This window comes from Streptomyces sp. NPDC037301 (genome assembly GCF_055602785.1).
In genome coordinates this window covers 94,154-106,591 of sequence record NZ_JBVJWD010000001.1, presented here as the reverse complement: position 1 = coordinate 106,591, position 12,438 = coordinate 94,154, and the positions used below count along the sequence as shown (strand labels likewise).

At 70.2% G+C, this 12,438-nt stretch carries 11 protein-coding genes and 1 pseudogene; 5 read left to right on the top strand and 7 right to left on the bottom strand.

The annotated features are described in order from the left end of the window. Positions 1–41: 41 nt before the first annotated feature. Positions 42–167, bottom strand: a pseudogene (locus ACZ7IB_RS00455) (lamin tail domain-containing protein); the annotation flags it as partial. A 420-nt stretch (positions 168–587) separates the two neighbouring features. Next, complete coding sequence (locus tag ACZ7IB_RS00450) at positions 588–1,361, bottom strand: SDR family oxidoreductase (protein ID WP_470907957.1); 774 nt, start codon at positions 1,359–1,361, stop codon at positions 588–590. A gap of 262 nt (positions 1,362–1,623) precedes the next feature. Between ACZ7IB_RS00450 and ACZ7IB_RS00445 the strand changes: the two genes are divergently transcribed. Further along, on the top strand, positions 1,624–3,252 hold the full coding sequence (locus tag ACZ7IB_RS00445; RefSeq protein ID WP_470907956.1) for an alkaline phosphatase D family protein: 1,629 nt from the start codon (positions 1,624–1,626) through the stop codon (positions 3,250–3,252). A gap of 114 nt (positions 3,253–3,366) precedes the next feature. Here the strand turns inward: ACZ7IB_RS00445 and ACZ7IB_RS00440 are convergent, their stop codons facing one another. After that, entirely contained in the window at positions 3,367–4,371 is a 1,005-nt protein-coding gene (locus ACZ7IB_RS00440; RefSeq protein WP_470908728.1) for a Gfo/Idh/MocA family protein, read from the bottom strand. 87 nt (positions 4,372–4,458) lie between these two features. Between ACZ7IB_RS00440 and ACZ7IB_RS00435 the strand changes: the two genes are divergently transcribed. Further along, a complete protein-coding gene (locus tag ACZ7IB_RS00435) occupies positions 4,459–5,781 on the top strand; it encodes a multidrug effflux MFS transporter (RefSeq protein WP_470907954.1) in 1,323 nt (440 codons plus the stop codon). Positions 5,782–6,057: 276 nt separating this feature from the next. Here the strand turns inward: ACZ7IB_RS00435 and ACZ7IB_RS00430 are convergent, their stop codons facing one another. From ACZ7IB_RS00430 to ACZ7IB_RS00420, 3 genes are all read right to left on the bottom strand, one after another. Beyond that, positions 6,058–6,819 carry a hypothetical protein gene (locus ACZ7IB_RS00430; RefSeq protein WP_470907952.1) on the bottom strand — a complete coding sequence of 254 codons (762 nt, stop codon included), beginning with the start codon at positions 6,817–6,819 and terminating at the stop codon, positions 6,058–6,060. A gap of 168 nt (positions 6,820–6,987) precedes the next feature. Continuing rightward, positions 6,988–7,266, bottom strand: a complete 279-nt coding sequence (locus tag ACZ7IB_RS00425; RefSeq protein ID WP_470907950.1) for a hypothetical protein — start codon at positions 7,264–7,266, stop codon at positions 6,988–6,990. A 110-nt stretch (positions 7,267–7,376) separates the two neighbouring features. Next, a complete protein-coding gene (locus tag ACZ7IB_RS00420) occupies positions 7,377–8,684 on the bottom strand; it encodes a hypothetical protein (protein WP_470907948.1) in 1,308 nt (435 codons plus the stop codon). 141 nt (positions 8,685–8,825) lie between these two features. Between ACZ7IB_RS00420 and ACZ7IB_RS00415 the strand changes: the two genes are divergently transcribed. Then, positions 8,826–9,833, top strand: a complete 1,008-nt coding sequence (locus ACZ7IB_RS00415) for a small ribosomal subunit Rsm22 family protein (protein WP_470907947.1) — start codon at positions 8,826–8,828, stop codon at positions 9,831–9,833. 34 nt (positions 9,834–9,867) lie between these two features. On the opposite strand, the gene ddaH is transcribed toward ACZ7IB_RS00415, so the two are convergent. Then, entirely contained in the window at positions 9,868–10,683 is an 816-nt protein-coding gene (gene ddaH, locus ACZ7IB_RS00410) for a dimethylargininase (protein ID WP_383973721.1), read from the bottom strand. A 168-nt stretch (positions 10,684–10,851) separates the two neighbouring features. Between ddaH and ACZ7IB_RS00405 the strand changes: the two genes are divergently transcribed. Then, entirely contained in the window at positions 10,852–11,469 is a 618-nt protein-coding gene (locus tag ACZ7IB_RS00405; RefSeq protein ID WP_470907945.1) for a TetR/AcrR family transcriptional regulator, read from the top strand. Positions 11,470–11,612: 143 nt separating this feature from the next. After that, positions 11,613–12,359, top strand: a complete 747-nt coding sequence (locus ACZ7IB_RS00400) for a bifunctional DNA primase/polymerase (RefSeq protein WP_402000193.1) — start codon at positions 11,613–11,615, stop codon at positions 12,357–12,359. Positions 12,360–12,438 lie beyond the last annotated feature (79 nt).

Here is a 12,438-nt window from a genome sequence, read left to right as displayed (position 1 = left end):
TCCGGCCGGCCGGAGGATGCCCCGAGCCGCGGTTGCCCGGCTCAGTGGCAGTTCTTGGTGCCCTTGCTCGACTTCGTCCAGGAGCAGGAGTCCTGGAGCTTGCCGTTCGGCTTGATCAGCCGGGCCTTGTCACCGGTGTTGTTCCAGACGTACGAACCGCGGTCGCCCGCATCACGGGTGAGGTGATGCGGGCAATCATTTGCGGCGCCAGTGGCAGTTGTACCAACGCCGATACAGTGCCGAAGGGTGCCGTTGTTCCGGTGTTGCCCTTCAGCTTTTGACGTCCTTTGGGGCCGGGGGCCCCGGACTCCGGCCTGCCGCGACGTGGCACCGGAACGGCTTCCTCGGGTTCCTGCTTCGCAGGCCCCTGCCGCACCGCAAGATGCGGTCTTACATGGGCCTCCACAGGCGTCACTTCCCGCCCGCCCGGCGGTAGGCCTGCCGGCGCCGTCGACTGACACGGTAACGCTGACAACGGTTCCGCATGGTTTCCGGCGGGATGGGCTGCAGCACACCCGAACCAGCGTTGTTCCGGGCGTCTGTTCGTTTCGTGGGTGGGGTGGCCGGACTCGTGGCTGTGGGCCCCGTCAGCCGCGGCCCACGTACGGCATCGCCGTCGCCAGTACCGTCGCGAACTGCATGTTCGCCTCCAGGGGCAGCTCCGCCATATGGAGCACCGTCCGGGCCACGTCCGCCGCCGCCATCACCGGCTCCACCGCCAGTTCACCATTGGCCTGAAGGGTGCCGGTCCGCATCCGCTCCGTCATGTCCGTGGCGGCGTTGCCGATATCGATCTGACCGCAGGCGATCCGGTACGGACGGCCGTCCAGGGACAGCGACTTCGTCAGGCCCGTCATGGCGTGCTTGGTCGCGGTGTAGGCGACCGAATGCGGGCGTGGTGCGTGGGCGGAGACCGAGCCGTTGTTGATGATCCGGCCGCCCTGCGGGTCCTGCGCCTTCATCAGCCGGTACGCCGCCTGCGCGCAGAGGAACGCGCCCGTCACATTCACGTCCACCACCGAGCGCCAGTCCTCCACGGACAGGTCCTCGACCGGGACGGAACGCGGGCCGAACGTACCCGCGTTGTTGAAGAGCAGATCGAGTCGGCCGAAGCACTCCCGTGCCGAGGAGAAGAGCGCGTCCACGTCCTCGGGGCGTGACACATCGGTGGGGACGGTGATCACCCGGGCGTTCTCCCCGGCCAGCGCGGCGGTCTCGGTGAGGGGTTCCGGGCGCCGGCCCGCGAGAGCCACCGACCAGCCGGCGCCGGCCAGGGCGAGAGCCACCGCGCGGCCGATTCCGGATCCCGCGCCCGTCACGACGGCCGTCTTCGAGTCGGAATTCAACAGTTTGTTGCTCATGGGGCCGCAGCGTACGCCCTGCCGTCCCGCGGGCCGCGTGGGGCCACACGGGGTCAGGACGGCGTATGCGGCGGCGGGTTCACGTCACGGAGGGCCGGGCTTGATGATCATGGTCTCCGTCGCGTATGCGCACTTTGTCGTGGGCATCCATTCCCGCTGTATTCCTTATCCGCGCGACGCCGGAGCGACGCGAACACGACAGCCGCTCGATGTGCTGGTCCGGTGCACTGTCCGAGTGCACCACCAGCCAGGGGAGGGACAGATGACGCACTCATCGCACCAGCAGGAGACGCGCGACGCCGCCAGGCATGTCGGACGCCGCCGCTTCCTCACCGCCACCGGTACCGCTGCCGCGCTGGCCTTCTCGGTCAATCTGCCGGCCGCGGGCACCGCGAGCGCCGCCGAGCTGGACGGCCGGAGGATCGGCGAGGACCCGTTCACCCTCGGCGTCGCCTCGGGCGACCCGCAGCCCGACTCGGTCCTGCTGTGGACGAGACTCGCACCACGCCCGTACGAGACCGGCAGCGGACTTCCCCAGTCCCGTATCGAGGTGAGCTGGGAACTCGCCCGCGACGAGCGCTTCTCCCGCATCGTCCAGCGAGGGTCGGCCGCCGCCCACCCGGAGTTCGACCACAGCGTCCACATCGAGGTCAAGGGCCTCGAAGCGGACCACGTCTTCTACTACCGCTTCCGCACCGGTACGTGGATCAGCCCCGCCGGCCGGACCCGCACCGCGCCCGCCCCCGACGCCCGCAACAGCGCGCTGCGCCTGGCCGCCGTCTCCTGCCAGGCCTACCACGACGGCTACTTCACCGCGTACAGGCACCTCGCCCAGGAGGACGTCGACGTCGTCTTCCACCTCGGCGACTACCTCTACGAGTACGCCGTCAACGCGACCGGCGGAGCCCGTAACTACACGGACCGCAAACTCCCCGCCCACTTCAACCGGGAGACGGTCACGCTGGAGGACTACCGGCTGCGGTACGGCCTCTACAAGTCCGACCCCGATCTGCGCGCCGCCCACGCCGCGCACCCCTTCGTCGTCACCTGGGACGACCACGAGACCGAGAACAACTACGCGGGCGACATCCCCGAGAACGGCGTACCGCCGGAGGAATTCCTGCTGCGGCGCGCCGCCGCCTACCGGGCGTACTGGGAGAACCAGCCGCTGCGCACCCCGCAGCAGCCGACCGGCCCGGACATGAAGCTCTACCGGCGCCTGCAGTTCGGAAGCCTCGCCCAGTTCGACATCCTCGACACCCGTCAGTACCGCAGCGACCAGGCCTACGGTGACGGCTGGCACAGGCCCGGACCGGAGTCCGAGGACCCCTCGCGCACCCTGACCGGCGCCACCCAGGAGCGCTGGCTGCTCGACGGCTGGCACGCCTCACGGGCCACCTGGAACGTCGTACCGCAGCAGGTCACCTTTGCTCAGCGGCGCGATGTCCCCACCGACGCCTATCTGCTCTCCATGGACGCGTGGGACGGCTACCCCGCCTCCAGGGACCGGATTCTGAAGGGGGCCGGGGCCGCCGGGATCGACAACCTGATGGTGCTGACCGGCGATGTGCACGTCGGCTACGGCTTCGACCTGAAGAAGGACTTCGACGACCCGTCGTCCCGCACCGTCGGCACGGAGATCGTCGCCACATCCATCACGAGCGGCAAGGACGGTACGGACAAGCCGGCCGGCTGGAACAACCAGATGCGGGCCAACCCGCACATGAAGTTCTTCAACGGCCGCCGCGGATACGCGCTCATCACGCTGGGCCTGAAGCAGGCGCGCGCCGACTACCGCACGGTGCCGGCCGTCACCACGCCCGGTGCGCCCGTGACGACGGCCGGATCGTTCGTCACGGAGGTGGGCAACCAGGGCCTCACGCCCGCGTAGGACCGACCGGCACATGGGGGGTGGGAGAAGGAGCGGGGCCGGGTGCGTGCCCGGCCCCGCGCCGCCGCCTTCCATCTGCCGGTCGGTCCAAGGCCCTTCTCGGACAGGTCCCGGTCAGAGGACGCCGTCGGCCGGGTAGCGGACGCCGATGCGGTCACGTACCGCGTCGAGCGTCCGCATCACGGCAAGGGAACCGTCCAGCGGCACCAGCGGCGACTCCGTCTCGCCCGCCCGCAGCGCCCGCGCCACCTCGGCCTGCTCGAACTGCATCCCGCGCAGCCCCTCGCCCGCCGCCCCCGCGGTGAACTCCTCCGGCTCGCGCCCCTCCCGGTGCAGCACGAACCGTTCCGGGTAGAAGAAGCCGCGCGGGAAGTCGATCCGCCCCTTCGTGCCCGTGACCGAGGCGGTCAGCGGCGTCTCCGCGACGATCGAACAGTTCAGCAGCGCCGAGGCGCCCGCCTCCGACCAGCCCAGCAGCATCGCGGTGTGCAGATCGACGCCCTCGGGGGAGAGCAGCGCGTCGGCCTGCACCCGGTCCGGCTCGCCCAGCAGCAGATGCGCGAACGACACCGGATAGACCCCGAGGTCCAGCAGCGCGCCGCCGCCCAGCGCCGGGTCGCGCAGCCGGTGTTCGGGACCGAAAGGACCCGCGAGCCCGAAGTCGGCCTGCACGGTACGGATATCGCCGATGGCGTCGTCCCGCACCAGCTCCGTCATGCGCCGGATGACCGGGTTGCAGTACGTCCACATGGCCTCCATCAGGAAGAGGCCGCGGTCCCGGGCGAGCTTGACCAGCTCGTCCGCCTCCCGCGCGTTGAGCGTGAACGCCTTCTCGCACAGCACGTGCTTTCCGGCCTCCAGACAGAGCGCGGCCGCCTCCCGGTGCGCCGAGTGCGGTGTCGCGACGTACACCACATCGACCTCGTCGTCGGCGGCGAGATCGGCCCAGCTACCGTACGCCCGGGGTATCCCGAACCGCTGCGCGAACGCCTTCGCCGCGGCGTCCGTACGGGATGCGACGGCCACCACCTCCGCGTCCGGCATCGACCGCAGGTCCTCGGTGAACGTCGCGGCAATACCGCCGGTCGCCAGCACGCCCCAACGCACAGCCCTGCTCATGCCTGTCATGCCTGCTCCCCAAAAAGGTCTCGACCTGTCCGGCTGAGCTGAGAGCATAGAGGCGGATTCAACGACATGGAGATGAGAATGCCGGAGAGCGGCGCAAGCCGGGCCCAGCAGGAACGTACACACATATCGACCACCCAGACCGTGGCCGCGGAGTCCGCGGCCACCGGCGCACCTCCCGGAAATCCGGCCGCCACCGACGCGGCCCGGCGCACCGGGCTCCTCGTCACCCTGGTCCTGGGCGGCCTCACCGCACTGCCGCCGCTCTCCATGGACATGTACCTCCCGGCCCTGCCCGCGGTCACCGAGTCCCTGCACGCCCCCGCCGCGACCGTGCAGCTCACCCTCACCGCCTGCCTCACCGGCATGGCGCTCGGGCAGGTCGTCGTCGGACCGATGAGCGACCGGTGGGGGAGGCGCCGGCCACTGCTCCTCGGCATGATCATCTATGTCGTCGCCACCGCGATCTGCGTCTTCGCCCCCACCACGGAACTCCTCATCGGCTTCCGCCTCCTGCAGGGCCTGGCCGGTGCTGCGGGGATCGTCATCGCCCGTGCCGTGGTGCGCGACATGTACGACGGAGTGGAGATGGCCAGGTTCTTCTCCACCCTGATGCTGATCTCCGGCGTCGCACCGATCGTCGCACCGCTGATCGGCGGACAGGTGCTGCGGTTCACCGACTGGCGGGGGATCTTCGCCGTCCTCACCGTCGTCGGCGTGGTGCTCACCCTGGTCGCCTGGAAGTGGCTGCACGAGACCCTGCCGCCGCACGACCGGCACACCGGCGGCATCGGCGACGCGCTGCGCACCATGCGCGGGCTGCTCGCCGACCGGGTCTTCACCGGCTACATGCTCGCGGGCAGCCTCGCCTTCGCCGCCCTCTTCGCGTACGTGAGCGCCTCGCCGTTCGTCGTGCAGGAGATCTACGGGGCCTCGCCGCAGACGTTCAGTCTGCTCTTCGGCGTCAACTCGGTCGGCCTGATCGTCGTGGGCCAGATCAACGGCAAGGTGCTGGTCGGCCGGATCAGCCTGGACAAGGCGCTCGCCTTCGGGCTCTCGGCCATCGTGCTGGCCGCGGCCGCGCTGCTGCTGATGACGTCCGGGGTCTTCGGGCACGTGGGCCTGGTCCCGGTCGCGGCCGGGCTCTTCGTGCTGATGTCGGCGATGGGGCTCGCGATGCCCAATACGAACGCACAGGCCCTGATGCGTACGAAGCACGCCGCCGGGTCCGCCTCCGCACTGCTCGGTACGTCGTCGTTCCTGATCGGCGCCGTCGCCTCGCCGCTCGTCGGGATCGCGGGCGAGGGGACGGCCGTTCCGATGGCTGTCGTGCAGCTGGTGTGCGCGGTGGGTGCGATGGCCTGCTTCCTGGGGTTGTGCCGGCCCTGGCAGCGGGTTTCGTAGCCGGGGCCGGGTTCAGCCCCGGGTCTCGCCGCTGATCAGGTCCGGTCCGAGGTGGCGGGAGGCGACGAAGACGACCGCCGGGTTGTAACAGCGGGGTCCGGTGCGGCGCGAGCGTGTTTCCGCAGGCCCGGTCGGACCGAGTGGTACGCCCGGGACTTGTCCGGCCGATCATGTGCGCAGCCGTACCCGGTGCAGAATCCCGTCAATCACCTGCCCAGCTCGTTCAGACGTACGCGCGTCGGTGCTTGGACTGGTGGCACCGTGCGGTTCGGGGGTTCAGTGGCGGTGTCCGGGCCAATGTGAGTCGTCCCAGCGTTCGGGGCCGGCGAGGCTGAGCAGTTGTATCTGGTGGAGTAGCTCTTCGGGGGCGCCGTGGGCCCGGAGCCGGGCGGGGGCATGACGCAGTAGCCAGGCTGTCAGCTCGGCGCACATGTCTTCCTCGTTGTGCCAGGTGCTCCAAGGGAGTTGATCTCCCCGAAGGTCGTACTCCCAGTAGGTCACGGCTTCGGCCAGGTGCTGGTCGGCCGTGGTGTGATTCTGTGCCTCCCAGGTGTGGAGCCAGGGGCTGAGCGTGGCGGATGCCTCGGCGGCCAGTGCGAGGACCTGGTACGCGGGCACGGCGGGGTCCGGCTCGGTGAGAGTGCGGGCCCACCAGGCGTGCAGAAATTCTCGTACTGCCGCGGCCTGTTCGGCGGGCCACTGCTGCCACTCGGCGCGGTGGAAGGTGCGTCCGGCTTCCTCCATGCCGAAGAGGGGTTCGATGAGGCCGGTGGTGAGGGCCGCGGCGAACTGGGGCAGGATCCGGCGGAGCACAGATGCCTTGTAAGTCCAGTCGGTGGCCTGCCAGGTGCGACGCAGAAGGTCGGGGTCCAGCACCGCGTCCGGCGCCTTCAGCTGCGCGAGGTCTTCCGCACTGCCCCAGTGGCACTCACAGTTGTACTCGTCGGGGTGGGCGGTCATCCCGCGAAAGACAGCGGTCAGGCTGTCCAGCGCGGCGTCGAGACGAAAGCGTGCAGGCATCTGGGCGAGGTTCGTCATGGGCTTCGCCTTCGGGGACTCCGGGAGCTTGCGCCGCCCGAAGACAACTAACCTACAGGGCCGGGCCCCTCACGGCACATCCCTTCTCCGCGAGCGCTGACGACCGTCCCAGGACCACGTCACACGATCGGCGACAGAGCCCATTCATCCGTACGCGGACAGGGGCGTTCAGGCGCACGCCGACATCACGATGAGGCCGGTCAGCAGAAGCGCGCTGCCGGACAGGGTCCCCCACCGACGGGTGTCGGGGTCGCTGAGCACCAGCAAGAAGAGCACCTGCCGGCACAGGGCGAAGGCAACCACCAACTGGCACCAGCCGTAGAGGCGGGGGCGGCGGACCGGCCGCCGGTTCGTGGGGAGCACCCAGCCACGGGTAACCGCCGCTACGCCGGAGGCGGCGATGAGCAACGCCGGCAGAACAAGAGGTATGGCCAGGCAGAGCTTCATGGGCCCTCCCTGCGCACCGGACCCGCGCCGGACGCCCGCGTGATCAAGACACCCGCCGCGCTGTGCGTCCACACGCTTTCCCGCAACCCTCAGGATCGGCCGGACAGGTCCTAGTCCGCGCTCGGGTAGCCGATCAGATGCGGGCGGTCCTTCTCGTCCGTCCAGCGGAACAGGCCGACGCCGTCCGACGTCACCGCGCCCGGAACCCGCTGGTTCGAGGGCAGGGCGCCCGTCGTGCCGCTCCTGATCGCCACCGCGACGGGGGTGCCGCCGCCGGCCAGCACGTCGGCCGCGTTGCGTGCGTTCGCCGCGCCGTAGGCGATGCCCTCGTCGGTCACGGAGGCGAGCGTCAGCGGCTTCGTGCCGTCCGTACCCTCGAAGCAGAACCCCCGCTTCGTCAACAGGTCGAAGGCGAGCGGCCCGGCCACCAGGAAGTTGCCCGAGGGGGCGGAGACCAGCTGCGGGTACTGGCCCGGCTTAATCGCAGGCTTGCTGCACTCCACCGAAGCGAGGGGCTTGCCCGTCTCCATGTCCTGCACCGTCCACAGGTCATGGGTGGTGGCGCGCTTCGCCCCCTTCGCGAGCTGCCACTTCGCCAGTACCAGGCCCGGGATCACCGATGTCGGGATTCCGCTGAGCCGGTCGGTGCCCTTGGGGGCGACATTGCGGCTGAACCAGCCGCCCTGCACCCAGAATTCCTTGGCCCCGCTGACCAGCAGACCCTTCTTCGTCAGCCCGCGCACCTCGGTGAGCTGCTTGCAGGTCGTGCAGCCCTTCGGGTACTTGAGCGCGGGGGCGGTGATCTCCGACACCCGGCCGGTCACCGGGTCGACCACGGCGCTGTTCGTCCGGCCGTCGCTGATGAGGATGCCGGGGCCGGTGGTGGTGACCGTGGGTACGGAGTTCCACGGCACCTCGATGCGCTGCCGGGAGCCGTCCTGCACGTTGTAGACATCCAGCGAGATGATCGTGTCGGCGGGGGTCAGCGCGTTCTCGCCGACCTTCCCGTACGACCACGTGACGAAGTACTCGTGGTCGTCCACGGTGACCGGGAGGAGCCTCGGGAAGTGCTGCGGGGAGGGGGGCCGCCAGCTCTCCCCGTGCCAGCCGGCCTCCCCGGTCTCCGCGTCGATGGTCCGCAGCTGGTACTTGGTGTCCGAGACCCGCACGAGATAGGCGAGGCTGCCCGTCGTCCGGGAGAGCGCGTAGTCGGGCGAGGTGCCGATGAGCTCCCAGCCGTGCTCGGTCGCGAACACGGAGGGGACGGTGAGCTGTGTCACCGGGGCCGAGCTCACCTTGACCTGCTTCTTCGGCTTGGCGGAGCTCTTCTCGCCGCTGCCGCAGGTGGCCAGCAGAAGAAGCATGGCAAGCACGAGTACTCCGCCGACCAGAACCAGGCGCACGATCTTCTGTCTCATGGTTTCCCTCGATGGGCGATCCCGACCTCGCGCCGGTCAGCGTAGCAACTTGCGTAGGCGCCGGGGCAGTTCGTATGCGCTGCTGTTCGCTGCGGGTGCCGGGTCGCAAAGGGGTCCGCCGCCTTTGCCTACAATTCGTCGGTGAACGCCACCCTCCCCACCGCGGAAGCCCTGCGCGCGGCGCTGGCCGGACTGCTCGACGGGCTGCCGCCCAAGCAGGCCGCCCAGGCCGTCGACCGGCTCATCGCCAACTACCGCGGGACCACCCCCACGGACGCCCCGGTGCTACGCGACCGTTCCGACGTCGCCGCGTACGCCGCGTACCGGATGCCCGCGACCTTCGAAGCTGTACGATCCGCGCTCGCCGCACTCAAGGAGGCCGCCCCGGACTGGGCGCCCGCCACGCACACCGACATCGGCGGCGGCACCGGAGCGGCGAGCTGGGCCGTGGCGGGAGCCTGGGAGGGGCCGAGGACGACCGTCCTGGACTGGGCCGAGCCCGCACTCGCCCTCGGCCGGGAGCTGGCCGCGATCTCCGGCATCCCCGCCCTGCGTACTGCCGAGTGGCGCCGGGCCCGGATCGGCACCGGCCTCGAACTCGCCCCCACGGACCTGATCACCGTCTCCTACGTACTCAAGGAGCTGACGGCGGACGCCCGCGCCGGCCTCGTCGACACCGCGGCGGCCGCCGCACAGGCGGTCGTGGTGGTCGAGCCGGGCACCCCCGACGGCTACGCCCGGATCATCGAGGCCCGCGACCGGCTGATCACCGCCGGGCTGGAGGTCGCCGCGCCCTGCCCGCACGACGACGCCTGCCCCATCGAGCCGGGCACGGACTGGTGCCACTTCTCGGCCCGGGTCAGCCGCTCCTCGCTGCACCGGCAGGTCAAGGGCGGCTCGCTGCCGTACGAGGACGAGAAGTTCAGCTATGTCGTGGCGACCCGCTTCCGGACGGAACCCGTCCGCGCGCGGGTCACTCGCAAGCCGCAGATCCGCAAGGGGCAGGTGCTGCTGGACCTGTGCACCCGTGACGAGGCCCTGCAGCGCTCCACGGTCACCAAGCGGCACGGCGAGCTGTACCGGGCCGCCAGGGACATCGCGTGGGGCGACGAGTGGCCGCCGCGCGACGCGGGTGAGCCCGGCGCCTGAGCGCGGCTGACGCCCGCGACTGCCGGCCCCCCGGCTACCCGCGCAGCTCCTGCGTGCAGCACTTCACGCTGCCGCCGCCCTTCAGCAGCTCGCCCAGATCCATCGGCACCGGCTCGAAGCCGCGCGCCCGCAGCGGATCGAAGAGCCCCGTGGCGGCCTGCGGCAGCAGCACATGGAGCCCGTCGCTCACCGCGTTCAGGCCGAGCGCAGCCGCATCCGCCTCCTCGGCGATCAGTGCGTCGGGGAAGAGCCGCGCCAGCACCGAACGGCTGCCCGGCGAGAAGGCGCCCGGGTAGTACATGATCTCGTCGCCCGCGTCGTCGAGCACGGACAGAGCCGTGTCCAGGTGGTAGTAGCGCGGGTCGACCAGATCGAGCCCGACCACCGGGCGCCCGAAGAACTCCTGCGCCTCGTCGTGCGAGAGGGGGCTGGACCGGAAGCCCCGCCCGGCCAGGATGTACGAAGCGGTGACCGCGAAGTCGCCCTCGCCCTCGTTGACGTGGGCCGGTTCATGGATCTCGGTGAAGCCGTTGTCCCGGAACCACTCGCGATGGGCCCCGGCCTCCTCGTACCGCTCCTGGTACGCGAACCGGGCGCCGAGCACCCGGCCGTCGATGACGGTGGCGCCGTTGGCGGCGAAGACCATGTCGGGCAGTTCGGGGCGGGGGGTGAGCAGCTCCACGGTGTGTCCGAGGGCGCGGTAGCGGTCGCGCAGGTCCTCCCACTGGGTCTGGGCCAGGGGGAGATCCACGGGCTTGCTGGGGTCCATCCATGGGTTGATGGAGTACGTCACCCTGAAGTGGGCCGGGGCGCACATCAGGTAGCGGCGGGGTGTGGCTTCACGAGGCAACTAGGGCTCCTCACGAAAAGCAGGGGTCGCCTGCCGGGGACTTCGCACGGGTGTGTGCGTGAGCCCATGGTCCGCTTTCCGGAGCCCGCGCGCAGTGATCCGATCGGGTGATTCCGCACGGTGATGAGATGACACGTATCGACTCGTGCCGCTGCTAGATTTTCCGGCATGGTAGAGAACCGGCCACCCGACTCCAGCCGCCGCAGCGAGCGCTCGCGCCGTGCGATCTACGACGCTGCGCTCGGCCTGGTCGGTGAGGTGGGCTACCCGAGGACCACTGTCGAGGCCATCGCCGCTCGGGCCGGCGTCGGGAAGCAGACGATCTACCGGTGGTGGCCCTCCAAGGCGGCCGTCCTCCTGGAGGCCTTCGTCGCGCTCGGTGACCGGGCCGCCGAGGAGAACGGCGCGGGTGACGTGCAGGGGCTCCCGGACACCGGTGATCTAGCGGCCGACCTCAAAGTCGTTCTGCGGGCCACCGTCGACGAGCTGACCGACCCCGCCTTCGAGGCGCCGACCAGGGCGCTGGCCGCCGAGGGGATCGTCGACCCGCAGCTCGGCGCCGAATTCGTCCAGAAGCTGCTCGATCCTTCACTCCGTCTGTACGTCGCACGGCTGAGGGCCGCCCAGGAGGCGGGTCAGGTGCGCGCCGACATCGACCCGCGGATCGCCCTGGAACTCCTCGTGGGCCCGCTCACCCACCGTTGGCTGCTGCGCACCCTCCCGCTCACCCATGAGTACGCGGACGCGATCGTCGACTACACCCTGCGCGGGCTGACGCATCCCTGAGACGCACCCGTCATTTCGTGACAAGAACTGGCATAGCGCCCAGCTCATGGTGTCGTCCCCCGTACCCCGCTTCGGGACTCTGGCCACCCGAGGCGCAGGATGGTGGGACCATGGGCAGGGGCAACGCTGAGGTAAGGGGATAGATGGGCGCCGATTTCGGCCGTTATCGCGGCTCAGAGAGCAAATTTTCCCAATGGCTTCGCCGTCGACCCAAACCGCAGCAGAGCGAGGTCGACGACACCGCCCGGGAGGCGCTGCTCCTGGCTGTCGCCGAGGCCGGAATGCCGATCGCGCCGGCCGCCCATCCGGTCGGCTACCGATGTTCGTGCGAACGCATCGGCTGTCCCACCCCCGCCCGGCACCCCATCTCCTTCGCCTGGCAGACGCAGTCCACCACCGACCGCGCCCAGATCGAGCGCTGGGCCCGCAGCCAGCCGCAGGCCAACTTCATCACCGCGACCGGCATGATCCATGACGTTCTCGACGTGCCGCTGTCCGCGGGCAGCCAGGCACTGGAACGGCTCCTCGCCGCAGACATCGACGTCGGCCCCGTCGCCCGGTCCGGCGACGACCGGATGCTCTTCTTCACCGCCACCCGCGGTACGCCCGAGGACGAGGACGAGTGGTGGCCGTGCGAGCTGGACTGCCACCCCGAGACCATGGACGAGCATCCGGGACTGCGGTGGCACTGCCGCGGCAGCTACGTACTCCTGCCGCCGGCCAGGCTGCCCGGTGAGCTGGATGTGCAGTGGGTGCGGGGGCCGGAGAACCCGCTGCCCGATCCGCTGACGCTCCTGGAGACGCTCACCGATTCGTGCGCGCAGTACGCGGACGCGGCGGACCAGAGCGATCTGGACCACGACTCGGTGGCGTGGCCGCTGAGCCGCTAGAGGCATGACCGGGGCCGTCCGGTGGGCCGCTTCGTCCTCAATCGCCGGACGGGCTCAACGACGCCCTCAATCGCCGGAC

What these genes read in the sequence shown, in the direction of transcription:
- ACZ7IB_RS00450 (WP_470907957.1), bottom strand. Translation starts at nt 1,361, where the DNA reads ATGAGCAACAAACTGTTGAATTCCGACTCGAAGACGGCCGTCGTGACG.
- ACZ7IB_RS00445 (WP_470907956.1), top strand. Translation starts at nt 1,624, where the DNA reads ATGACGCACTCATCGCACCAGCAGGAGACGCGCGACGCCGCCAGGCAT.
- ACZ7IB_RS00440 (WP_470908728.1), bottom strand. Translation starts at nt 4,371, where the DNA reads ATGAGCAGGGCTGTGCGTTGGGGCGTGCTGGCGACCGGCGGTATTGCC.
- ACZ7IB_RS00435 (WP_470907954.1), top strand. Translation starts at nt 4,459, where the DNA reads ATGCCGGAGAGCGGCGCAAGCCGGGCCCAGCAGGAACGTACACACATA.
- ACZ7IB_RS00430 (WP_470907952.1), bottom strand. Translation starts at nt 6,819, where the DNA reads ATGACGAACCTCGCCCAGATGCCTGCACGCTTTCGTCTCGACGCCGCG.
- ACZ7IB_RS00425 (WP_470907950.1), bottom strand. Translation starts at nt 7,266, where the DNA reads ATGAAGCTCTGCCTGGCCATACCTCTTGTTCTGCCGGCGTTGCTCATC.
- ACZ7IB_RS00420 (WP_470907948.1), bottom strand. Translation starts at nt 8,684, where the DNA reads ATGAGACAGAAGATCGTGCGCCTGGTTCTGGTCGGCGGAGTACTCGTG.
- ACZ7IB_RS00405 (WP_470907945.1), top strand. Translation starts at nt 10,852, where the DNA reads ATGGTAGAGAACCGGCCACCCGACTCCAGCCGCCGCAGCGAGCGCTCG.
- ACZ7IB_RS00400 (WP_402000193.1), top strand. Translation starts at nt 11,613, where the DNA reads ATGGGCGCCGATTTCGGCCGTTATCGCGGCTCAGAGAGCAAATTTTCC.